Here is a 23,017-nt window from a genome sequence, read left to right as displayed (position 1 = left end):
TGTTCTCGCACGGCAATGCCTGCGACAGAACAGGTTTCCGACCCGCTCTCACCGAATCTGCGAGGCCCCATGTCCGTGCACGAATCCGCCGCGCCACCGTTGACGCTGCCCGCGTCACCACCGTCGGCCACCACGACCAATGTCGTCAGCGGAGCGCTGGTCGCGCTCTTCCTGGCCAACCTGGTGAACTTCTTCGACCGCTCGATCCCCTCCGTGGTCGCCGAACCCATCAAGGCCGAGTTCTCCCTCAGCGACCTGCAACTCGGCCTCGTCATGTCGGCCTTCACCCTGGTCTACGCGATCGCGGGCCTACCGCTCGGCCGGCTCGCCGACACCGGCAACAGGCCGAAGATCATCGGCGTGGGCCTGCTGATGTGGAGCGGGTTGACCGCGGCGACCGGCGCGGCGGGCAGCTACCTGCTCTTCATCCTGGCCCGGCTCGGCGTGGGCATCGGCGAGGCGAGCTTCACCCCGGCCGCGAACTCGATGATCGGCGACATGTACCCGGCGGAGCGGCGATCTCGCGCACTGGGCATCTTCATGCTCGGGCTGCCGCTCGGTCTCATGCTGGCGTTCTTCACCGTCGGCAAGATCACCGAGGCCTTCGACTCCTGGCGGGCGCCCTTCTTCGTCGCGGCCGTGCCCGGCGTGGTGCTCGCCGTCGTCCTGTATCGGATGCGGGACCCCGAGCGCGGGGGCTCCGAACACCTCTCCGTCACCGGCGCAGCTCCCACCGGTGCCGCCCCGGTCACGCGACCGATCCGCCGGCTGCTGTCGATCCCGACGCTACGCTGGCTGATCCTCGCGGGGCTGACCTTCAACTTCGCCGCGTACGCCGTGAACTCGTTCGTGGTGCCGCTGCTCATGCGCCAGTACGAGCTGAAGTTGACACCCGCCGCCGCGGTCACCGGAATCATCGTCGGGTTGACCGGCCTCGTCGGACTGGTGGCGGGCGCCAGACTGGCGGACCGCGCCTCGACCAGGTCGCCGAATGCCCGGCTCATGATCGGGGTCTTCAGTTGCGCCGCGGCGGCTCCGTTGACCGCCCTCGCCCTGATGCAGAACGGGCGGAGCGTCGTCGCCTTCACCGCCTTCTTCGCCGCCGGCTGGTTGTTGGCCTACGCGTTCTACATCAGCGTCTATCCCACCATCCACGACGTGGTGGTACCGCCGCTGCGCGCCACCGCGACCGCCTTGTTCTTTGCCGCGATGTACCTGCTAGGCGGCTTCTCGGGACCGGTCGTGGTGGGCGCCATCTCCGACTGGTTCGCCGAACGCGCGCTCGACTCGGCGGGTACCGGAACCCTGGCCCAGTACGCGGGTGAGGGACTGAACTCGGCGATGTACCTGGTGCCGATCATGCTGGCGCTCACCGCCGTCTTCGTCTTCCTGGCCACCCGAACGGTCGCAGCGGACGCGACCCGCATGCGCCTGACGCTGGAGGGACGCTGAGGTCGCCGTCAGCCGGTCGAGCGGACCGGGGGCACAATGGCTGACATGGCGACAGCTGACACGACACCCCCGCACGCGACGATCTACCACAACCAGCGGTGCAGCACCTCGCGCACGGTGCTCAAGCTGATCGAGGACGCAGGCATCGAGCCGACGATCGTCAAGTACCTCGACACCCCGCCCTCGCGCGACGGCCTGCGCAAGCTCCTCGACGACGCCGGGCTAAAGCCCAGCCAGGCGATCCGCCGGAAGGAGGCCGTCTACACCGAACTCGGCCTCGCCCAGGCCAGCGAGGACGAGCTGCTCGACGCGATGACCGAGAACCCGATCCTGATCGAGCGCCCGATCGTCGTCACCGACAAGGGCACCGTCCTGGCCCGGCCGGCGGCCTCGGTCTCCACCATCCTGTAGGCGCCTTCGGCACTCGTGCGCGGTCGACGGGTCCCCCGACCCGTCAACCGCGCACGAGCAGCGGAGCTGCCTACAGCGGGTCGCGACGGACCGGGCAGGACATACAGCGCGGGCCGCCGCGGCCGGAGCCGAGCTCGGATCCGGCGATCCGGAGCACCTCGATGCCCGACGCCTCCAGCCGGGCGTTGGTCTCGACGTTGCGCTCGTAGGCGACCACCACGCCCGGCGCCAGGGCGAGGGTGTTGTTGCCGTCGTCCCACTGCTCACGCTCGGCCGTGACGTGGTCGAGGCCGGTGTCGATCACCCGTAGCTTCCCGATGCCCATCGCCGCGGCCGCCGCCTCCAGGAACGGCTCCGCACCGCGAATGCTGACACCGTCGTCCTCGCGGCGAATCGTGAAGGCGGTCAGGGTGTGCGCGATCGCCGGGTACATCACCACCGCGTCCACGTCGACCATCGTGCACACGGTGTCCAGGTGCATCGACGCCCGCCGTTGCTCGATCGGGACCACCAGCACTGTGTGCGCGAGTTCGTCCTCGAACACGCTGCGCGCCAACGCCTCCGCCCCCGCCGGCGTGGTCCGCTCCCCCACCCCGACCGCGACCACGCCGGGCGAGAGCAACAGCACGTCGCCGCCCTCGACCGGCGCGGTGTGCGACTCGTAGGCCCGCCGCACGCCCAGGAAACGCGGGTGGTGCGCGTAGATCAGGTCGGTCAGCGAGGCCTCCCGGGCCCGGGCCGGCAGCGCCAGCGCGGTGATCGCGACCCGGTCACCGATCCAGAACGACGAGTCCCTGGTGAAGAGCAGGTTCGGGAGCGGCTCGATCACGAAGTCCCCGCCGTGGTGCATCCGCCGGACCAGGGAGGCGCCCGCCGGACCGATCGGCAGCTCGTCGAACGTCATACCCGCGGTGAGCAGGGTCGCGAGCGCATCCGGCCCGACGGTCCGCAGGTACGAAGCCAGCTCCTGGGCCAGTACGTGCCCGAGCCGGCGCGGGTCGACGGCCGCGGAGATGCCCTGCATGCGCGCCGCCCCACTGATCGTCAGCGCCTCCGCGAGCAGGTCCGAGAGCAGCAGCACCTCCACTCCCCGCGAGCGCAGCAGGGCGGCGAACGCGTCGTGCTCGTCCTGGGCGCGGTCCACCCACGGCAACCCGTCGAAGAGCAGCTGGTCGTTGTTGCGCGGGGTCAGACGCTTGAGCTCCCCGCCGGGACGGTGCAGCAGCACCGTCCGCAGGGTGCCCACCTCGGAGTTGACCCCCAGCGCCGTCCCCTGCTCGCTCGTCATTGCTCCGACGGTAGTGCGCGGCGGCTCCCCGCGCACGGGCAGCGACGGCGGGCGGGACCCGCTACTCGATCAGTCCGCGCTCGCGGGCGGCCGCCACCGCGGCGGTCCGGCTGTCCACCCCGAGCTTCGAGAACGCATGCACCAGGTGCGATTTCACCGTCGCCTCGGTAACGAAGAGCTCCTTGGCGATGGCACGGTTCGACAGCCCCTGGGCGACGAGCCCGACGATCTGCGTCTCGCGGGCGCTCAGGTCCACCCGCGGCGATCGGATCTGCCGGTACAGCCGTTGCGCCACATCGGGATTGAGCACCGTCTCACCGCGCGACGCCGCCCACACCGCGTCCACCAGCACCTGCGGGTCGCTGTCCTTGAGGAGGTAGCCCGCGGCCCCGGCCTCCACCGCGCGCAGGATGTCGGCGTCGGTCTCGTAGGTCGTCAGCACCACCACCCGCGGCGGGTCGGGCCGGGCCGTGATGGCCGCGGTGGCCTGCGCACCGTCGATGCCCGCCCCGAGCCGCAGGTCCATCAGCACCACGTCGGGCCGCAGCGACGCGACCAGCTCCAGCGCCTGCTCCCCGGACGACGCCTCGGCCACCACGTCCAGACCCTCGTGCGAGGACAGCAGGGCACGCAGGCCCGCCCGCACGACGGGATGGTCGTCGACGAGCAGGATTCGCAACACGGCCGCGGCGCTCATGACACCCGTCCTGTGGGAAGTGTTGCCGCCAGGGCGGTTCCGTCACCCGGCGCCGACTCGACCACCAGCGAGCCGCCGAACGAGTCGAGGCGCTCGCGCATCGACCGCAGTCCGAAGGAGGCGGGGGTGAACTCGCCGTCCGGCTCGAACCCGATTCCGTCGTCGACCACATCCAGCCGGACCTCGTCGGGGGCGTAGCTCAGCGTCACCCGCACCTGCCGGGCCTGCGAGTGCAGGCGCACATTCGCCAGCGCGCTCTGCGCCACCCGCAGCAGCGCCACGTCGTAGTCCATCGGCAGCCGCGCGGGTTCGCCGTCCACCACCAGTTCGCCGACGATCCCGGTGTGCTCGCCCAGTTCGGCGAGCAGTCGTCGCAGCGCCGACTCCAGCGAGGCGTCGTCGAGCGCCGACGGGGTGAGTGCGGCGACCACCCGACGCGCCTCGCCGAGGTTCTCCTGGGCCGTCGCCGCGATCTGCGCGAGGATCGGGGCGGGATCCTCGCTGCGCCCTCCGGCCCGGGCCAGCAGCACGATCGAGGAGAAGCCCTGGGCCAGGGTGTCGTGGATGTCGCGGGCCAGTCGGGCCCGTTCGTCGACGGCGCCGGCCTCGCGCTGCAACGCCGCCAGTTCGTCCTGCGCGTCGAGCAGTTCGGCGTGCGAACGGGTCAGTTCGTCGAACAGTCGGCGTCGCTGTGCGGCGTCGCGGAGCAACTGCTGGTAGACCAGTGCCATCCCGGCGGCCGCCGCCGCACCGAAGGTCGGGCCCAGGAACGTGGCCACCACGTTGGTCCCCCCGTGCCAGAGCGAGGCCGCGATCACGACCGCGTTGATCGCCACCGTCGCGGCCACCGCGACCCGTGTGGTGAGCACGTGAAAGCACAGGAAGTACAGGGCGAACGCCACCCAGACGAAGTTGACGCTCACCACGGCAAGGACGAGCCAGCCCAGCACCAGCACCCCCAGCCAGAACTGGCCGTACCAGTCCCGACCGGTGGCGGCCGCGGACATCCGGGCGAACCACACCCCCAGCAGGTACCAACCGAGGACGACGCCTGCGAGCACCACGGCCGCCACCGGCCCGTCCGCCAGGCAGCGCGCGACGCCGACCGCGAGCAACAGCACGAACAGCGTGTGCGCTCCGAGTGTCATGACTCGCAGCACCGGCGCCGGGCTGCCGTCGATGTGCGGCCCCGGCGTCGTGACGCCGTCGGGCCGGGGATCCAAGTGCTGCATTGCATCCACGCTAACACCGCCGCGGCGCGCTGACCGGCCCCGACCGGCGACTCCTACTTTCGATTGAGTGCCGCACCCACCGTGCGCGCGATGCGGCGACGGTGGCCGCGCGACCAACATGGAGACCATGTTCCTCAGCCTTCGTGACCTCCGATTCGCCAAGGGCCGGTTCGCTCTGATGAGCACCGTGCTCTTCCTCATCTCCCTGATGGTGGTCATGCTGTCCGGGCTCACCGCCGGACTGGGCAACCAGTCGATCGCGGCGATCAAGAACCTCGACGCGAACCACTTCGCCTTCGGCGTTCCCGCCGAGGGTCAGTCACTCTCGTTCAGTGACTCCCAGGTCACGGCGCGGCAGCAGCAGTCGCTGGCGACGACGGCCGGCGTCGACGACACCGCGCTGATCGGCATCGCGCCCGCCCGGATCACCGCCGGCGGCCATGACGTCAGCGCCAGCGCCTTCGGCGTGGCGGGTGACTCGTTCGCCGCACCGGTCCCGCTGACGTCGGGCCAGGTCGCGGTGGACCGGTCGTTCGCGCAGGACAACGGCTGGAGCGTCGGCGACTCCGTGGAGATGAGCGGACACCCGTTCACCGTCGTCGCCCTGGTCGACGATTCCTTCTACAGCCACCAGCCGGTGGTCTGGCTCGAGCAGTCCGACTGGCGTGCGCTGCCCACCGCGGGCGGCAACGAGGGCAATGTCATCGCCCTGCGCACCTCCGGCGGTTTCGACGCCGGCTCCGCGGCGAGTGCCACCGACACCTCGATCACCGACGAGTCCGGTGCGATCAACGCGATCGGCGGCTACGCCTCGGAGCACAGTTCGCTGCTGCTCATGCAGGTCATGCTGCTGATCGTCAGCGCCCTGGTGGTCGGCGCGTTCTTCACCATCTGGACCATCCAGCGCGGACAGGACCTGGCGGTGCTCAAGGCCGTCGGGGCATCCACCGGTTACCTGCTGCGGGACGCCCTCGGCCAGTCGCTGGTCGTCCTCACCCTCGGCGCCGGCCTCGGCACGCTCGCCGCGGTGGGCCTCGGCACGGTCGCCTCACAGGCAGTCCCGTTCACGCTCACCGTGTCCGGCACGCTGCTGCCGTTCTTCGCGCTGGTCGGCCTCGGCATGCTCGGTGCCGCCGCCGCGCTGACCCGGATCGTCTCCGTAGACCCCCTGACCGCGCTGAGCTCGGCCCGGTAACGACCACTCCACCAAGCGAATTGAAGGAGTCAAGATGAGCCTCACCCTCACCGACGCCGTCCTCACCTATCCCGACGGCGACACCCGCCTGCGTGCGCTGGACACCGTCAACTTCACCGTCGACCGCAGCAAACTCGTCGCGGTCACCGGGCCGTCCGGGTCCGGCAAGTCGAGCCTGCTCGCCGTCGCCGGCCTGCTCATCACGCCCGAGTCCGGCACCGTGCACATCGACGGCACCGACGTCACCGGCCTGGGCCGCGCCGAGCGGACCACGGTCCGCCGCGAACAGCTCGGCTTCGTCTTCCAGCAGTCCAACCTGCTGGCGTCGTTGACCGCGACCGAGCAGTTGCTGATGATCACCCACCTCGGCGGCGGCCGGGTTCGCGGCCAGCGGCAGCGGGCCCGGGACCTGCTGGCCTCGCTGGGCCTGGAGAAGGAACTGGACCGGCGACCGCACCAGCTCTCCGGCGGCCAGCGTCAGCGGGTGGCGATCGCCCGCAGCCTGATGAACGACCCGTCGGTGCTGCTGGTGGACGAGCCGACGTCCGCGCTGGACGAGGACCGCAGCCGCGAGATCGTTCGGTTGCTGGCGGAGCTGAGCCGGGACCGCGACGTGGCGATCGTGATGGTCACCCACGACCTCGGTCAGCTGGACCTCGTCGACGACGTGTACGAGATGCACAGCGGAAGGCTCACCCTGGCCCGCGTGCCGGCCTGACCGCACCGACGACGGCGCCCCGCCCCGGTCTGATCGACCGGGACGGGGCGCCGTGTGCGTTCCTAGGTGCCTACGAGGAACCGAAGAGGTTGCCGAGCGATCCACTGGTGCTCGGCGGAAGGGGCTCGATCACCTCGATGCCGCCCGTCACGTCCGACCCCAGGAACCCGACCGCGCCGGTGTACACCGCGCGAATCTCCTTGTGTCCGAGCGTGGTGAAGGTGTAGGTCTGGGTGGCACGCCCGCTGGCGAGCCGGGTCGGGTTGCCGAGCGGCTCCTCGCCGCTGTAGAAGCGCACCGTGCCGGCATCCGGCATCGGGGACACGTTCGCAGTCAGGAAGACGACCTTGCCCTGCTCGGCCTGGGCCGGGATGCCGAGCGTGACCGTGGTCGCGACATCCGTCGCGCCGGGCTCGGAGATCCTCACGACCTGGGCCGGCGAGGTGGAGGCGGTGAAGCCGGGAGCGCCGGAGAACACCGCGGTGATCGACTTGTTGCCGGTGACCGTGAAGACCTGGACCAGGCTGGCCTTGCCGTCGGGGCCGACATCGACGGTCCCGAGTTCGGCGGTGCCCGCCTTGAACGTCACCGTGCCGGCACCGGGGAACGGCTCGACCTGCGCCTCGAGGAGCACGTCGGTGTTGACCGTGCCCTGGACCGGAACGGTCACGGTGGTCTTCGTGGTCTGGTTGCCCGGGGCAACCGTCAGGGTCTGCGCAGCCGAGGACGACTCCAGCGCGAGCGGCGACGCGACGAAGGTCGCGGTGATCTGGTGATCTCCGGCCTGCGAGGCGGCCGGGGTCCACGTGTACGAAGCCTTGCCCGCGGCGAGCGGCGCGGACCCGAGCAGGGTGGTACCCGAGAAGAACCTCACGAGTTCGCCGTCGTGGCCACCGAGCACCTGGGCATCCATCTTGATGGCGGTGCCTGCCGCGCCGGGCGCGATCGGGCTCAGCACGGTGGTGGTCGCGTTCTTGGGCACGGTGACCGACGGACCCTGGGTCACGAAGCTGCCCGTCGCACCTCCGGATCCGTACTTCATCCCGGTGGTCTGCACCACGTCGCGGGTGCAGTTCGCCTGTACCAGGTACTCGAACGAGAACACCGGCGAGGTCGCCGCGTCCCAGGCTCCTGCGACCCGGATCAGACCGGCACCGACGCTCGCCACCGGTACCGGTAGCCCGCCGACCCTGGCGGTGTTCGGCTTGTAGGTCAGGCAGGTCGGGCGGTTGTCCTCGAACCAGTCGACGGTGCCGACACCGGTGATCGTGGTCGCGACGGTCACCGTCTCGCCCTCGGCCGGCGTCGTGTTGTTCACGGTTCGGGTGAGGCTGTTGCCGCCGTCCGTGAAGTTGACCGTCTCCGGCGCCGCGCCCGCCAGGCCCGCACCTGAAACCACCACGAAACCGGCGGCGATCGCGAACGCACCTACCGTCGCGACCCCGTTACGCACAAAACTACCCGACATGCATATCCTCCCCAGCTGTGGCGGGCACCCGCATCACGCACCGGGCAGCCCGTGTCCTTGTCATCGATTTCGACTCGCCCATCGGGTGGTCGGCGGGCACCGAGCCTCGACGGGTGCGCCTAATCGAGCAGTAGTAGACCACGCGGACACCGTCGCCGATGCCGGTTTCGAAGAAGAAATTGGACGCTTGTGCGACGTGTCCAGGCGACACGCCGACCGACGCCGGAATCCGCCGAGTGTCAGTCCAGGAACTTGCTGAAGTAGTCGTTGGCCTTCTGCATCGCGAACTCGTACGGCGGCGCAAACTTACGTGCCCACCAGTATCCGAAGCGGATGTCGTTGGAGGTGTACACGAGGTAGCGGCGCTTCTTGATACCGCGGACGATGCAGTCCGCCACCTTCTCGGGCGTGACCGCGCGCTTCTCGAACCGGTGCAACAACTTCTGGGCGCGCGGGTCCTCGCGGTCCACGCCTGCGATCTGCACAGTGCCGACCAACGGTGTCTTCACCCCGCCCGGAACCACCAGGCTGACGCCGATGTCGTGACGCTTGAGGTCGAAGCGAAGCACCTCCGAGACCCCGCGCAGCCCGAACTTGCTGGCGCTGTAGGCGGCATGCCAGGGCAGTGCCAGCAGGCCGGCGGCCGACGAGACGTTCACGAGGTGACCGCCCCGACCGGCGCGCACCATCGGCGGCACGAAGGTCTCGATCACGTGGATCGGCCCCATCAGGTTGACGTCGACCATCGACTTCCAGTGCCGGTGCTCGAGGTTCTCCACCGTGCCCCAGGCCGAGATGCCGGCCACGTTCATCACCACGTCCATGCTGCCGTGGGCATCGTGCAGTTCCGCACCCCAGGCGACGACCGCGTCATAGTCGGACACGTCGAGGTCCCGGAACTCGACAATCCGACCGCCCGCCCTGGCGACCATCTCGACCGTCTCCGCGAGCCCCTCGGCATTGATGTCGGTGAGGAACAGGTCGGCGCCCTCCCGCGCCGAGGCCAGCGCCGTGGCGCGGCCGATGCCACTACCCGCGCCGGTGATCAAGCACCGCTTGCCCCGCAGATCCTTCACCGTGAGTCCCCTGCCCGTCGCCCTGCTCGTCAAGCGGAGTCTACGCACGTAGGCAGGGGCCGACCGGGATTCACCCGGCCGGACACGCAGCACGACAGCCCAACCGGTCGGCTCATCGGATCGGCTCGGGCACACCGACTTACAGTCGGGTCGACATCTCTTCCTGGTACTCGTGGATCGTCTTCTCGATGGTGTCGGCGGTCTTGGCGTCGTCGTGGCTGCGGGCCTCGTCGGCACGTTCGCGCAACGTGCGAATCGCCGTGCGCAATTCGGTGTCACTCATCCTGTGCTCCATATCACACAGTGTGCCCGACTTCCCAGCCCGAGGCCAGGGATCGACGAACACCGCAGCGCCCCGTCCCGGGTCGCGAGACCGGGGCGGGGCGCTGCGGAATCGTGCCGAGCCGACCAGCTAGGAGGAACCGAACAGGCTGCCGAGGGAGCCCGTACCGCCGCCGGTGCCGGGGCCCGGGTCCACGGGGGTCTCGCCCGTCACGGTGACGATCAGGACTGCGGAACTGGAGCCGACGTAACCGTTGGTGCCGCCGTACACGGCCTTGAGGGTGCTGGTGCCCGCCGCGGTGAAGGTGTGCGTGAGCGAGACCTTGCCGTCGGCGCCGACCGCTACCGCGTCGCCGACGGCGGTGTCACCGTCGAAGAACTGCACGGTGCCGCCGGCCGGAGCCGGCGCGACCTTGGCCTCGTACGTCACCGCGACGCCCGTCGACGCCGTGGCCGGACCGGTGAGGGTGGTCGCGGTCTGGGCGTCCGACGGCGCCGGAGCGGTCACCGTCACGGTGTGCGCATCCGAGACCGACGCGATGAATCCGGTCGCGCCGGAGAACACCGCGGTGATCGCGTGCGCGCCTGCGGTCGCGAACGACGCGGTGGTCGCCGCCGTGCCGTCGGTACCGACCGCCACCGGGCTACCGATGTCGGTGCCGCCGTCCTTGAACTGCACCGTGCCACCGGCCGGCGTCGGGGAGACGCTGGCGGACAGCGCAACCGGGGTCTCGGTCTGGGCGGTTGCCGCACCGGAAACGGTCGTGGTGGTGGCGACGTCGGCCGGGACCGCCGGGGAGACCGTCACGGAGTGCGCAGCCGAAGTGGAGGTCAGGAACTCACCCGCACCCGAGAACACCGCGGTGATCGCGTAGTCCCCCACCGGCAGGGCCCACGTGATCGACGCCTTGCCCGCAGGGTCCACCGCCACCGGAGCGCCGAGATCGGCGGCGCCGTCCTTGAACTGCACCGTGCCACCCGAGGGGGTCGGCGCAACCTGCACGTCCAAGGTCACGTCCGTGCCCTCGACCGCCGTAGCCGGACCCGTCACCGAGGTGGTCGTCACGACATCAGCCACGGTCGCCGACACGTTCTGCGCCGCCGAGACCGACTCGTTGGCCTTCGTCGTCCCCAGGAACTTCGCCGTCAGCGAGTGCCCACCAGCGGCCGCAGGCGTCCACGCCAGCGTCGCCTTGCCCCCGGCCAGCGCACCCTGCCCGACCTTGGTCGTCCCGTCGAAGAACTCGACGACATTGCCGTCCACACCACCGGTGACCGTCGCGGTCAACGGAACCGACTGACCCACCTTCACACCCGCCGGCACCGCGGCCAACACCGACGTGGTGACGTTCTTGCTCACCGTGACGGTCGCGCCATGGTTCGGGTAGCTACCCGAACCCAGCCCCCCGGAGTAGTCCGTCCAGGTGTTCATCGCGACGTCACGGTCGCAGTTCGCGCCGACCTTGTACGAGAACTCGAACGTGTGCGACTTCGGGTTGATGTTCGGGTACACCGCCCAGCTGCCGGTGACCCGGGCGAAGTCCGCACCCTGGCTCTCGAGGCCCTGGGGACTGCCGTCGACCTTCGCCGAACCGTCCACGTACGTCAGGCACGCGGGATGGAAGTCCTTGACCGCCTGGACGTACTCAACAGTGGTGAGAGCCTTCCGCATGAACTTCATCGAGGTCGTGACGATCTCACCCTCGACCGGCGTCGTGTTGCTGACGGTCCGGGTGAAGTTGCTGTTGCCGTCGGCCCAGGACACCGAACTCGGTGCCGCAGCAGCGATCCCGACGCCGGCGGTGACCGCAAACCCGGCCGCCACCGCAAACGCACTCACACCACCGACAACCCGGCGGGCGTTACCTACAGACATGTCTTCCTCTCAATCGACGAACCGAGACGGCCACGGGAACCGCAGGGGCCGAGAACAATCGGGCCTCGGGTCAACCGCCACGCTGTGGCTGCGATCGACCCGAGGCCCTGATCAGGTGTGGTACTGGTACTAGCTGCCGAAGATCGAGCCGAGGCTGCCGTTGCCGGTCTCGCCGCCGCCGGGGCTGCTGCCCTCGGCCACGGCCACCGAGACACTGTCCGCGGACGCGTTGACGGTGCCGGCACCGGAGAACTCGGCCGTGATGCTGCGCTGGCCGGCGACGGCAGGCGTCCACGCGCTGCTCGCCTCGCCGTTGGCGTCGACGGTGGCGGTGCCGATCACGACGCCGTTGTCCTTGAAGGTGACCGACCCGCCGGCGTTACCGGGGGTGACCTTCGCGGACACGGTCGACGCCTGGCCGACCTTCAGGTTCTCGCCGACGGTGAGCACGGTGGTCGAGCTGGTGTTCTCGGTCGGCTGCGCCGCCACGGTCACATTGGCGGAGGTGTTCGAGCCGGCAACCCCGCTGCGCCCGGAGAACGTCGCGGTGATCGCGTGCGCACCCGGGGTTGCCGGCACCCAGGAGTACACGGCTTCGCCGTTGGCGCCGACGGGAACCTCTGCCAGCGTCGCGGCGCCGTCCTTGAACACCACGTTGCCCCCGGCGCCCGCCGGGGAAACGGTCGCCTTCAGGGTGCTCGACCGACCGACCTGCGCACCGACGATGGGTGCCAGCGCGGTCGTAGAGACCGCGTCGGACTGCGCAATCTGGACGTTCACCGCGGCCGACGCCGAGGCGTTCGCCTTGCCGGTTGCCGCGAACGTCGCGGTCAGCGCGTGTGCACCGCGAACCGCGGGGGTCCACGTCGCGGTCGCGACGCCGCCGGCGAGTGCACCCTGGCCGATCTTGGCCCCACCGTCGAAGAACTCGACGATGTTGCCGTCGGCGCCGCCGGTCACGGTCGCCTTCAGCGGCACGGCCTGACCCACCTGGATGCCTGCCGGAACCGCGTCCAACACCGTCGTGGTGACGTTCTTGCTCACAGTGACGTTCGTGCCCTTGTTCGGGTAGCTGCCCGAACCCAGCGAACCGGAGTAGTCCGTCCAGGTGTTCATTGCGACGTCACGGTCGCAGTCCGCGCCAACCTTGTACGAGAACTCGAACGTGCGCGACTTCGGCTCGATGTTCGGGTACACCGACCAGTCACCCGTGACCCGGACGAAGTCCGGGCCCGAACTCTGGAGCCCACGAGGACTGCCGTCGACCTTCGCCGAGCCGTCCACGTACGTCATGCACGCGGGGTGGAAGTCCTTGACTGCCTGGACGTACTCGACGACAGTGAGAGCCTTCCGCATGAACTTCATCGAGGTCGTGACGATCTCACCCTCGACCGGCGTGGTGTTGCTGACGGTCCGGGTGAAGTTGCTGTTGCCGTCGGCCCAGGACACCGAAGCCGGCGCGGCACCTGCCACACCGGCACCGAGAACTGTCGCGAATCCAGCCGCGACGGCCAACGCGCTGACACAACCGACCGCACGACGGGCACTGCTCTGAGTCATTGATTCCCTCTCGCCGACAGTCTGAGACGACCGTCCAACTGGTTTCGATTCGGCCCAGGGTAACGCAATTCGCGGTCAATCACGGTTGGATCACCCGATAAAGAAGTGGTGCATGAACGACCCGCGCCATCCACCCCAACCGGAAGCGGGACGTATCGGACAAACCAGTTCTGACCACTATATTTCCCCCTCCTCGGCCGCAGAGCAGCCGACAAGGGGAGGTCACCGAGCCGTTACCGGAGGCCACCTGTTTCGCATTGCTGACGATATTTCGAACCGTGAATCGATTCGTGCGCCTCGCGAAATTCCGCGCTTTGAATGAAATCGTCCACCAAAGGGGTGTGGCCCCCGCCGGAGATTCGACGGGGGCCACACTCACATCACCAGTTCAGTCGTCAGGACGAACCGAACAGGCTGCCGAGGGAACCGCTGGCACTGCCGGAACCGGGCTCGGGAGCCTCGCCGACCGAGACGGTGCCCGCATCGGAGTCCGAGCCGAGGAAGCCGGCCGTCCCGGTGTAGACCGCGGTGATCTGGTGGTCACCGACGGTCGGGAAGACATACGAGCGGGTCGCCTTGCCGTTGGTGAGCCCGACCGGGCTGCCGATGTTGACGCCGCCGTTCTTGAACTGGACGGTGCCACCGGTCGGAGTCGGGGAAACCGTCGCGACCAGGTTCACCGCGACACCGGCCTTCGCGTCGACGGGAAGGGTCAGCACCGTGGTGGTGGCCTCGTCGGTCGCCGCCGCCGGGGTCACGGTCACGTTGTGTGCGGCCGAGGTCGAACCCTGGTGGTCACCGAAGCCGGAGAACACCGCAGTGATCACGTGGCTGCCCTCGGCCATCGGCACCGCAATTGTGCCGTTGCCCTGATCGTCCAGCGTCACCGGAGCACCGATGTCGTCCGCACCGTTCTTGAACTGCACCGTGCCACCCGCCGGAGTCGGCGAAACATTCACCGTCAGAGCGACATCGGAACCAACGACACCGGCCGAGTCACCGGAAACCGTCGTCGTGGTGTCGACATTCGCCGGCGTCACCGCCACATTGTGCGCACCCGACGTCGAACCCTGGAACTCACCCGCACCGGAGTACACCGCGGTGATCGCATGGTTGCCCGCAGCCAACGGCACCGAGAGCGAGCCGTTCCCCGAAGCATCCAACGTCACCGGAGCGCCGAGATCGTCCGCACCGTTCTTGAACTGCACCGTGCCACCCGCCGGAGTCGGCGAAACATTCACCGTCAGAGCGACATCGGACCCGACCACACCGGCCGAGTCACCGGAAACCGTCGTCGTGGTCGCGACATTCGCCGGAGTCACCGTCACGTTGAACGCACCCGACGTCGAACCCTGGTGCTCGTTGAAACCGGAGAACACCGCAGTGATCGCATGGTTGCCCGCAGCCAACGGCGCCGCGATGGAGGCATTGCCCTGCGCATCGAGGTCGACCAGACCACCGATGTTGTCGTCGCCGTTCTTGAACTGCACCTTGCCGCCGAGAGCCGGAGCCGGCGAGACATGCGCGGACAGAGCGACATCGGTGCCGACGACACCGGTGGCGTCACCGGTGACCGTCGTCGTGGTCGCGACATTCGCCGGAGTCACCGTCACGTTGAACGCAGCCGACGTCGACGCCTGGTGCTCGTTGAAACCGGAGAACACCGCAGTGATCGCATGGTTGCCCGCAGCCAACGGCGCCGCGATGGAGGCATTGCCCTGCGCATCGAGGTCGACCAGACCACCGATGTTGTCGTCGCCGTTCTTGAACTGCACCTTGCCGCCGAGGGCCGGAGCCGGCGAGACATGCGCGGACAGAGCGACATCGGACCCGACGACACCGGTGGCGTCACCGGTGACCGTCGTCGTGGTCGCGACATTCGCCGGGGAGACCGCCACGTTGAACGCAGCCGACGTCGAACCCTGGAACTCACCCGCACCAGCGAACACCGCGGTGATCGCATGGTTGCCCGCAGCCAGCGGCACCGAGAGCGAGCCGTTGCCTGCCGCATCCAACGCCACCGGAGCACCGATGTCGTCCGCACCGTTCTTGAACTGCACCAAAGCACCTGCTGCCGGAGCCGGCGAAACATTCACCGTCAGAGCGACATCGGAACCGACGACGCCAGTCGTGTCACCGGAAACCGTGGTGGTGGTGTCGACATTCGCCGGCGTCACCGTCACGTTGTGCGCACCCGACGTCGAACCCTGGTGCTCGTTGAAGCCGGAATACACCGCGGTGATCGCATGGTTGCCCGCAGCGAGCGGCGCGGCGATCGACGCGTTGCCTGCCCCATCCAACGTCACCGGAGTACCAAGATCGTCCGCACCGTTCTTGAACTGCACCGTGCCACCCGCCGGAGCCGGCGAAACATTCACCGTCAGGGCGACATCGGAACCGACGACGCCGGTCGTGTCACCGGAAACCGTGGTGGTGGTGTCGACATTCGCCGGCGTCACCGTCACATTGTGCGCACCCGACGTGGAGGCCTGGAACTCGCCCGCACCCGCGTACACCGCGGTGATGCTGCGAGCACCCGTCGCGAACTGCTGAGTGATGCTGCCCTTGCCGTCCGGACCGAGGGTGACCGGGCCGCCGATGTTGGTGGCGCCGTCCTTGAACTGCACCGTGCCACCCGACGGAACGGGCGAGACCTGCACGTCCAGGGTGACGTCTGCTCCCGCGACAGCGGTAGCCGGACCGGTCACCGTGGTCGTCGTGGTGACATCCGCCGGGGTGACGGTGACATTCTGCACCGCCGAGACCACCTGGTTCGCGGTCGCCGTGCCCAGGAACTTCGCGGTCAGGCTGTGCCCGCCCGCGGTTGCCGGGGTCCACGCGAGGGTGACATTGCCGGCGGCGTCGAGATTTCCCTGGCCGATCTTGGTGGCACCGTCGTAGAACTCGACGGGGTTGCCCGTTGCGCTGCCGCCGCCGGTGACGGTGGCGGCCAGCGTGGTCGACTGGCCGACCTTGACCGCACCCGCGACGGGGGCGAGCGTGGTGGCGGGGTTGCCCTTGCCTGCCGTGATGTTGGGGCCGCCGAACCCGTAGTAGCCGGCGCCGCGGTCGCCGCTGTAGTCCATGCCGGTCTGCAGGGTGCTGCCGAGGGCACAGTTGGCGCCGACCTTGTAGTCGACGCTGTATGAGGGATTGTTGGTGCCCGGCGCGTTGACCAGGGTGAGCCCACTGACGGTGACGGTGCCGGACGGCGGCGTGCCACCACGGTTGGGGTTGACCGCGGGCGTGACCGGGTTGCCGTTCACCTTGGCGGAGCCTGGGACGTAGGTCAGGCAGGGCGGGTTCACGTCGGTGATCCAGTTGATCGTTTCGGTGATGTTGTCGGTTCGCCGAAACTTGGTGGTGACCGTGATGGTCTCGCCCACTCCGGGGGTGCCGTTACTGATGGTGCGGTTGAAACTGGTCTTTCCGTCGGCCCAGTCACGCACAACGGGGGCAGCGTTGGCGACACTGGTCCCGAAGATGGTCAGCGTGCCGATCGCCAGTGCGGTGGCCGCTCCGGCGGCGACGCCGCGCCGTGTTGCTCGATACATCATGGACGTTCCTCTGATTCTGTGAACTTGCGACTGGCACTGCTCCGAGTCATGGTTCGTTCTCACCGAAAGTCCAGGACGAGCGTCCAGGACGCTCGTCCAGTTGATTCGATTCGACACAAGGTAGCGCAGGATTTGTTATTCGCGGGCTAATTGCCACCCAATGGCTCAACCATTCGTCCAATTGAACGACACGCCATCAGGCCGCAACTCACCGCCAAAAACATGCCCCGAACAGCGTCTTTACGGTTCACCGAAGGAACAGGCCCCGACCCGCAGAATTCACTGAATAGTCACCAGGGGAAATTTAATTCGTATCGCTGACGAATTGCCCAAAATCGGCAGGAAACCGTTCTTGCGGCTCAAATTCCTTGTCATGAATGGGAGGTGAGCAGAGATGAGTGTGGCCCCCGCCGGAGATCCGACGGGGGCCACACTCACTCGATCAGCTCAGAAGCCAGAAACCCCTACGAGGAACCGAACATGTTCCCGAGAGATCCACCCGCACCGCCGCCGACGGGCGCGTCGGTGACGGTCACCGTGCCGACCTCGGCGCTCGAGCCCAGGTGGCCCGGGGCCCCGCTGTAGACCGCGGTGATCTGGTGATCACCGGCGGCCGGGAAGGCGTACGAACGGGTCGCCTTGCCGTTGGTGAGCCCAACCGGGCCGCCGATGTTGGTCGCGCCGTCCATGAACTGGACGGTGCCGCCGGCAGGAGTCGGGGAAACCGTCGCGACGAGGTTCACCGCATCGCCGGTCGTCGCCGATGCGGGCAACGTCAGCACCGTGGCCGTGACCACGTCGTTGGCGTCGGGCGCCGACACCTCGACGGTGCCCACCGTGGAGGCCGATGCCAGGAACCCCGCCGCGCCGGAGAACTCCGCGGTGACGGAGTGGGGTCCCACGGTCGCGAAGGTGTGGTTGACCTTCGCCTGACCGTTGACGAGGTTCACGGCGGTACCGATGGTGGTGCCGTCGACCTTGAAGGTGACCGTTCCGCCGGACTGGATCGGATCGCCGTTCGGAGCCTTCACGGTTGCCCAGATGTCAACGCCGACACCGGTCTTCACGTTCGCGGGAAGCGCCAGCACCGTGGTGGTGGCCTCGTCGACGGCAGCCGCAGGCGTCACCGACACGCTGTGCGCGGCTGAGGTCGAGGTCAGGAACTCGCCGGAACCGGAGTACACCGCCGTGATCGCATGGTCACCGGCAGCCAACGCCACCGAGATCGAACCCTTGCCCGCCGCATCCAACGTCACCGGAGCCCCGAGGTCGTCGGCACCGTTCTTGAACTGCACCGTGCCACCGGCCGGAGCCGGCGAAACCTGCACGCTCAGAGCGACATCGGTACCGACCACACCGGTCGTGTCACCGGCGACCGTGGTGGTGGTCGTCACGTCGGCCGGCGCAGCCGGGGTGACGGACACGTTGTGCGCAGACGAGGTCGAGCCCTGGAACTCGTTGGAACCCGAGTACACCGCGGTGATCGCATGGTCACCGGCAGCCAACGGCACCGAGATCGAGCCCTTGCCCACCGCATCCAAGGTCACCGGAGCCCCGAGGGCGTCGGCACCGTTCTTGAACTGCACCGTGCCACCGGCCGGAGCCGGCGAGACCTGGACGTCCAGGCTCACATTCTCACCGGCGACACCGGTCGTCGCGCCAGTCACCACGGTGGTCGTCGTGACCTCCGCCGGCGACACCGCAACCGAATGCGCAGCCGAGGTAGAGGTCAGGAACTCACCCGCACCGGAGAACACCGCGGTGATCGCGTGGTTGCCCACCGGCAGGGCCTGCGTGATCGACGCCTTGCCGTCCACGCCCACCGCCACCGGAGCGCCGAGATCGGTGGCGCCGTCCTTGAACTGCACCGTGCCACCCGAGGGAGTCGGCGAAACCTGTACAGCGAGAGTGACATCCGCACCGGCGACAGCCGTCGCCGGACCCGAAACCGTGGTCGTCGTCGCAACGTCAACCGGAGCCGGCGGCGAAACCGCGACAGTGTGCGCAGCCGACGTCGAGGCCTGGAACTCACCGGCACCCGAGAACACCGCGGTGATGCTGCGGTCGCCCACCGGCAGGGCCTGCGTGATCGAGGCCTTGCCGTCCACGCCCACGGCCACCGGGCCGCCGAGGTCCGCGGCGCCGTCCTTGAACTGCACTGTGCCACCCGACGGAGTCGGCGAAACCTGCACGTCCAAGGTCACGTCCGTACCCTCGACCGCCGTCGCAGGACCCGTCACCGAGGTGGTCGTCGCGACATCAGCCGCGGTGACCGACACGTTCTGCGCCGCCGAGACCGACTCGTTGGCCTTCGTCGTCCCCAGGAACTTCGCCGTCAGAGAGTGACCACCCGCGGCCGCAGGCGTCCACGCCAACGTCGCCTTGCCCCCGGCCAGCGCACCCTGCCCGACCTTCGTCGTCCCGTCGAAGAACTCGACGACATTGCCGTCCACACCACCGGCGACGGTCGCGGACAGCGGAACCGACTGGCCCACCTTCACACCGGCCGCAACCGCGTCGAGCACCGTGGTGGTGACGTTCTTGCTCACCGTGATCGTCGGGCCCTTGGTGGAGTAGCCACCGCTACCGAGAGTGCCGGAGTAGTCCATACCCGTGTTCAGCGCGACCGCGCGGTCGCAGTTCGCGCCGACCTTGTACGAGAACTCGAACGTGTGCGACTTCGGGTTGATGTTCGGATACACCGCCCAGCTGCCCGTGACCCGGGCGAAGTCCGCACCCTGACTCTCGAGTCCCTTCGCCGAACCGTCGACCTTCGCCGAACCGTCCACGTACGTCATGCACGCCGGATGGAAGTCCTTGACCGCCTGGACGTACTCGACGACGCCACCCGTCCGCTCGAACTTGATCGCCGACGTGACGGTCTCGCCCTCGACCGGAGTCGTGTTGCTGACAGTGCGAGTGAACTTGCTGCTGCCGTCGGTCCAGGTAATCGAGCCCGGCGCCGCACCAGCGATCCCGACGCCGGCGGTGACCGCGAACCCGGCCGCAACCGCGAACGCGCTCACACCACCGATCACCCGGCGGGTGTTTTCTACAGACATGTTTTCCTCTCAATCGACGATCGGAGTGGTCGCCCACCGAAGCTGGACGCATGATTTTCAGACACGGATCCCCCGCCGCGGTGCCACGGCAAGGGGATCCGAGCCCGGGACCCCGAAGGGGGAAACTAGCTACCGAAGAGCGAGCCGAGGCTGCCGCCGCCGACGTTGCCGCCGCCCGGGTTGCCCGTCGCCACGTCCACCGACACCGCATCACTGGAGGCGTTCACCGTGCCCGCACCGGAGAACTCGGCGACGACGTTGCGCAGACCGGCCTCGGACGGAGTCCAGAGGGTGCTGGCCGCGCCACTCGCGTCGACATTCGCGGTACCGACCACCACACCGTTCTCCTTGAACGTCACCGAACCACCGGCGTTAGCCGGGGTGACCTTCGCCGAGACCGACGACTCCTGACCGACCTGCGGGTTCGCGCCCACAGTGAGGACCGTGCTCGACGCGGTGTTCTCGGTCGAAGAAGCCGCCACCGTCACGGTCTGGGATCCGGTCGAACCGGTGACACCGCTACGACCGGAGAAGGTCGCGGTGATCGCGTGGTCACCCGCGGTGGCCGGCACCCAGGCGTAGGTGGCCTCGCCGTTCGCCGCCACGTTGACCTCGGCCAGCGTCGCGCCGCCGTCCTTGAACACCACGGTGCCGCCGGCACCGGCCGGGGACACGGTTGCCTTCAGCGTGCTGGAGCGAGCGACCTGAGCTCCGGAAACCGCGGCCAAGGCAGTCGTGGAGACCGCGTCGGACTGCGCGACCTGGATGTTCTGCTGGGCCGACGCCGAGGCATTCGCCTTGCTGGTTGCCGCGAACTTCGCGGTCAGCGCGTGGGCGCCGCGAACGGCGGGGGTCCACGACACGGTCGCCACGCCGGCGGCGTCGAGGGTGCCGGAGCCGATCTGGGCGGTGCCGTCGAAGAAGTCGACGTTGCCGCCGGCCGCACCGCCGGTGACCGTCGCCGTCAGCGGCACGGCCTGACCCACCTGGACGCCGGCCGGAACCGCGGCCAACACCGTCGTGGTGACGTTCTTGCTCACCGTGACGTTCGTGCCCTTGTTCGGGTAGCTGCCCGAACCCAGCGAACCGGAGTAGTCCGTCCAGGTGTTCATCGCGACGTCACGGTCGCAGTTCGCGCCGACCTTGTACGAGAACTCGAACGTGTGCGACTTCGGGTTGATGTTCGGGTACACCGCCCAGCTGCCGGTGACCCGGGCGAAGTCCGCACCCTGGCTCTCGAGGCCCTGGGGACTGCCGTCGACCTTCGCCGAACCGTCCACGTACGTCAGGCACGCGGGATGGAAGTCCTTGACCGCCTGGACGTACTCCACGACGCCGGGAGCGCTCCGCGTGAACTTCATCGAGGTCGTGACGACCTCACCCTCGACCGGCGTCGTGTTGCTGACGGTCCGGACGAAGTTGCTGTCACCGTCGGACCAGGACACCGAACCCGGGGCGGCACCTGCCACACCGGCACCGAGAACTGTCGCGAATCCAGCCGCGACGGCCAACGCACTGACGCCACCGACCACGCGACGGATACTGCTCTGAGTCATTGATTCCCTCTCGCCGACAGTCTGAGACGACCGTCCAACTGCTTCCGATTCGGCCCAGGGTAACGCACCTCACCGCCAATCACGGGCGGATCACCAATTGAAAACTAATTGGCCGTTTCGGCGCCTCTCGCAATGGCATCGAGGCGATTCGACAACCATCTGACCTGCCATTTTCCCGCCCCAACGAAGCCAACCCGGCCCGACGGCCAAAATGTTACTAGGTGGTAACCGCGAAATCCGGGCAATTCCGTCACCAAGCCAACGGAGGAGATTCTCGGCACGCGTGAGTGTGGCCCCCGCCGGACTTCCGACGGGGGCCACACTCACGAACTCAGCTCAGTTCAGCGGCCGAAGCCTCAGGAGGAACCGAACAGGGTGCCGAGCGATCCACCCGCGCCATCTTCCTCGACGGGAGCGTCGACCACCGGAACCGTGGTGACCTCGGTGCTCGACGTGAGGTAGCCCGCCGCACCGCTGTAGACCGCGGAGATCTGGTGGTCGCCGGCGGTCGGGAAGGCGTACGAACGGGTCGCCTTGCCGTTGACCAGCGCAAGCGGGGTGCCGATGTTGTTCTCGCCATCCTTGAACTGGACGGTGCCGCCAACCGGAGACGGTGAAACCGTCGCGATCAGGTTCACCGCGACGCCGGTCGTTGCCGCCGCAGGCACCTTCAGGACGGTGGTGGTGACAACGTCCTCGACGGGCGTAACCGCCACCTCGACGGCGAGGGGCTGCGAGACCGATGCCAGGAACGTCCCGGTGATGCCGGAGAACTCCGCGGTGACGGAGTGCGCGCCCCCGGTCTTGAACGTGTGGCTCAGCTGCGCTTGCCCACCGATCGCATTGGTGGTCTTGCCGATGACGGTGCCGCCGTCCTTGAAGGTGATCGTTCCGCCGGACGCGATGGGTGCACCGTTCGAGCCGACCGTCACCTTCGCCCGCAGGTCAACGGGCCCACCGGTGGTGGCGGTCGCGGGTCCGGTGACACTCGTGGTGGTGACCTCACCGACCGGCGCCGGCGGCGTCACCGACAGCGCGTGCGCAGCCGAGGTGGAGGTCAGGAACTCACCCGCACCCGAGAACACCGCGGTGATCTGACGATTGCCCGCGACGAACTTCTGCGTGATCGAGGCCTTGCCCGCAGCGTCCACGGCCACCGGACCACCGAGGTTGGTGGTGCCGTCCTTGAACTGCACCGTGCCACCCGACGGAGTCGGCGAAACCTGTGCGGCGAGAGTGACATCCGCACCGGCAACAGCCGTCGCCGGACCCGTCACCACCGTCGTCGTCACAACATCCACCGGAGCCGGCGGAGCAACCGCAACAGTGTGCGCAGCCGAAGTGGACGTCAGGAACTCACCCGCACCCGAGAACACCGCGGTGATCTGACGGTCGCCAGCGGCGAACTGCTGCGTGATGCTGCCCTTACCGGCCGCATCCAACGTCACGGCCTGACCCAGATCGGCCGCACCGTCCTTGAACTGCACCGTGCCACCAGCCGGAACCGGCGAAACCTGCACGTTCAACGTGACATCCGCACCCGCAACCGCGGAGGCCGGACCCGTCACCACCGTGGTCGTCGCGACA

General features: G+C 68.5%; 16 protein-coding genes. 4 read left to right on the top strand and 12 right to left on the bottom strand.

The window, feature by feature from the left end; genetic code table 11:
* Positions 1-69 precede the first annotated feature (69 nt).
* The gene (locus ACFO6S_RS17150; RefSeq protein WP_378419038.1) at positions 70-1,452 is read left to right on the top strand and encodes a spinster family MFS transporter; all 1,383 of its coding nucleotides are present in this window, start codon (positions 70-72) and stop codon (positions 1,450-1,452) included.
* 36 nt (positions 1,453-1,488) lie between these two features.
* Positions 1,489-1,863, top strand: a complete 375-nt coding sequence (gene arsC, locus ACFO6S_RS17145) for an arsenate reductase (glutaredoxin) (RefSeq protein ID WP_378419036.1) — start codon at positions 1,489-1,491, stop codon at positions 1,861-1,863.
* Between the two features lie 70 nt (positions 1,864-1,933).
* On the opposite strand, the gene arcA is transcribed toward arsC, so the two are convergent.
* The 3 genes from arcA to ACFO6S_RS17130 all read right to left on the bottom strand — a co-directional run bounded on the left by arcA (position 1,934) and on the right by ACFO6S_RS17130 (position 5,080).
* Positions 1,934-3,151, bottom strand: coding sequence for an arginine deiminase (gene arcA, locus ACFO6S_RS17140; protein WP_378419034.1), 1,218 nt, complete (start codon positions 3,149-3,151; stop codon positions 1,934-1,936).
* A gap of 61 nt (positions 3,152-3,212) precedes the next feature.
* Positions 3,213-3,833 carry a response regulator gene (locus ACFO6S_RS17135; RefSeq protein ID WP_465269196.1) on the bottom strand — a complete coding sequence of 207 codons (621 nt, stop codon included), beginning with the start codon at positions 3,831-3,833 and terminating at the stop codon, positions 3,213-3,215.
* Positions 3,834-3,844: 11 nt separating this feature from the next.
* Positions 3,845-5,080 carry a sensor histidine kinase gene (locus ACFO6S_RS17130; protein WP_378419031.1) on the bottom strand — a complete coding sequence of 412 codons (1,236 nt, stop codon included), beginning with the start codon at positions 5,078-5,080 and terminating at the stop codon, positions 3,845-3,847.
* A gap of 127 nt (positions 5,081-5,207) precedes the next feature.
* Here ACFO6S_RS17130 and ACFO6S_RS17125 point away from each other — a divergent pair, with 127 nt between their 5' ends.
* Positions 5,208-6,275 (top strand): ABC transporter permease, encoded by a 1,068-nt coding sequence (locus ACFO6S_RS17125; RefSeq protein ID WP_378419029.1) that lies wholly within the window; start codon positions 5,208-5,210, stop codon positions 6,273-6,275.
* A 34-nt stretch (positions 6,276-6,309) separates the two neighbouring features.
* Complete coding sequence (locus ACFO6S_RS17120) at positions 6,310-6,993, top strand: ABC transporter ATP-binding protein (RefSeq protein WP_378419028.1); 684 nt, start codon at positions 6,310-6,312, stop codon at positions 6,991-6,993.
* A 70-nt stretch (positions 6,994-7,063) separates the two neighbouring features.
* On the opposite strand, the gene ACFO6S_RS17115 is transcribed toward ACFO6S_RS17120, so the two are convergent.
* From ACFO6S_RS17115 to ACFO6S_RS17075, 9 genes are all read right to left on the bottom strand, one after another.
* Positions 7,064-8,461 carry an Ig-like domain-containing protein gene (locus ACFO6S_RS17115; RefSeq protein ID WP_378419026.1) on the bottom strand — a complete coding sequence of 466 codons (1,398 nt, stop codon included), beginning with the start codon at positions 8,459-8,461 and terminating at the stop codon, positions 7,064-7,066.
* A 239-nt stretch (positions 8,462-8,700) separates the two neighbouring features.
* The gene (locus ACFO6S_RS17110) at positions 8,701-9,537 is read right to left on the bottom strand and encodes an SDR family oxidoreductase (protein WP_378419024.1); all 837 of its coding nucleotides are present in this window, start codon (positions 9,535-9,537) and stop codon (positions 8,701-8,703) included.
* 139 nt (positions 9,538-9,676) lie between these two features.
* A complete protein-coding gene (locus ACFO6S_RS17105; RefSeq protein ID WP_378419022.1) occupies positions 9,677-9,820 on the bottom strand; it encodes a hypothetical protein in 144 nt (47 codons plus the stop codon).
* 129 nt (positions 9,821-9,949) lie between these two features.
* A complete protein-coding gene (locus ACFO6S_RS17100; RefSeq protein ID WP_378419020.1) occupies positions 9,950-11,695 on the bottom strand; it encodes an Ig-like domain-containing protein in 1,746 nt (581 codons plus the stop codon).
* 129 nt (positions 11,696-11,824) lie between these two features.
* On the bottom strand, positions 11,825-13,255 hold the full coding sequence (locus ACFO6S_RS17095; RefSeq protein ID WP_378419018.1) for an Ig-like domain-containing protein: 1,431 nt from the start codon (positions 13,253-13,255) through the stop codon (positions 11,825-11,827).
* 395 nt (positions 13,256-13,650) lie between these two features.
* Positions 13,651-16,812: a beta strand repeat-containing protein gene (locus ACFO6S_RS17090; RefSeq protein ID WP_378419016.1), complete on the bottom strand. Its 3,162-nt coding sequence runs from the start codon at positions 16,810-16,812 to the stop codon at positions 13,651-13,653.
* A gap of 464 nt (positions 16,813-17,276) precedes the next feature.
* A complete protein-coding gene (locus ACFO6S_RS17085; RefSeq protein ID WP_378419014.1) occupies positions 17,277-19,874 on the bottom strand; it encodes an Ig-like domain-containing protein in 2,598 nt (865 codons plus the stop codon).
* 125 nt (positions 19,875-19,999) lie between these two features.
* The gene (locus tag ACFO6S_RS17080; RefSeq protein WP_378419012.1) at positions 20,000-21,430 is read right to left on the bottom strand and encodes an Ig-like domain-containing protein; all 1,431 of its coding nucleotides are present in this window, start codon (positions 21,428-21,430) and stop codon (positions 20,000-20,002) included.
* 356 nt (positions 21,431-21,786) lie between these two features.
* Positions 21,787-23,017, bottom strand: a 1,231-nt coding sequence (locus ACFO6S_RS17075) for an Ig-like domain-containing protein (protein ID WP_378419010.1), incomplete at its 5' end; no start/stop codon positions are given.

The sequence above is a fragment of the Rhodococcus kronopolitis genome (assembly GCF_042654025.1).
Classification (GTDB): domain Bacteria; phylum Actinomycetota; class Actinomycetes; order Mycobacteriales; family Mycobacteriaceae; genus Rhodococcus_G; species Rhodococcus_G kronopolitis.
The sequence above is the reverse complement of the archived record's forward strand: the minus strand, read 5'-3'. Positions and strand labels throughout refer to the sequence as shown.

What these genes read in the sequence shown, in the direction of transcription:
- ACFO6S_RS17085 (WP_378419014.1), bottom strand. Translation starts at nt 19,874, where the DNA reads ATGTCTGTAGAAAACACCCGCCGGGTGATCGGTGGTGTGAGCGCGTTC.
- ACFO6S_RS17130 (WP_378419031.1), bottom strand. Translation starts at nt 5,080, where the DNA reads ATGCAGCACTTGGATCCCCGGCCCGACGGCGTCACGACGCCGGGGCCG.
- ACFO6S_RS17090 (WP_378419016.1), bottom strand. Translation starts at nt 16,812, where the DNA reads ATGATGTATCGAGCAACACGGCGCGGCGTCGCCGCCGGAGCGGCCACC.
- arsC (WP_378419036.1), top strand. Translation starts at nt 1,489, where the DNA reads ATGGCTGACATGGCGACAGCTGACACGACACCCCCGCACGCGACGATC.
- ACFO6S_RS17105 (WP_378419022.1), bottom strand. Translation starts at nt 9,820, where the DNA reads ATGAGTGACACCGAATTGCGCACGGCGATTCGCACGTTGCGCGAACGT.
- ACFO6S_RS17100 (WP_378419020.1), bottom strand. Translation starts at nt 11,695, where the DNA reads ATGTCTGTAGGTAACGCCCGCCGGGTTGTCGGTGGTGTGAGTGCGTTT.
- ACFO6S_RS17095 (WP_378419018.1), bottom strand. Translation starts at nt 13,255, where the DNA reads ATGACTCAGAGCAGTGCCCGTCGTGCGGTCGGTTGTGTCAGCGCGTTG.
- ACFO6S_RS17125 (WP_378419029.1), top strand. Translation starts at nt 5,208, where the DNA reads ATGTTCCTCAGCCTTCGTGACCTCCGATTCGCCAAGGGCCGGTTCGCT.
- ACFO6S_RS17150 (WP_378419038.1), top strand. Translation starts at nt 70, where the DNA reads ATGTCCGTGCACGAATCCGCCGCGCCACCGTTGACGCTGCCCGCGTCA.
- arcA (WP_378419034.1), bottom strand. Translation starts at nt 3,151, where the DNA reads ATGACGAGCGAGCAGGGGACGGCGCTGGGGGTCAACTCCGAGGTGGGC.
- ACFO6S_RS17120 (WP_378419028.1), top strand. Translation starts at nt 6,310, where the DNA reads ATGAGCCTCACCCTCACCGACGCCGTCCTCACCTATCCCGACGGCGAC.
- ACFO6S_RS17115 (WP_378419026.1), bottom strand. Translation starts at nt 8,461, where the DNA reads ATGTCGGGTAGTTTTGTGCGTAACGGGGTCGCGACGGTAGGTGCGTTC.
- ACFO6S_RS17080 (WP_378419012.1), bottom strand. Translation starts at nt 21,430, where the DNA reads ATGACTCAGAGCAGTATCCGTCGCGTGGTCGGTGGCGTCAGTGCGTTG.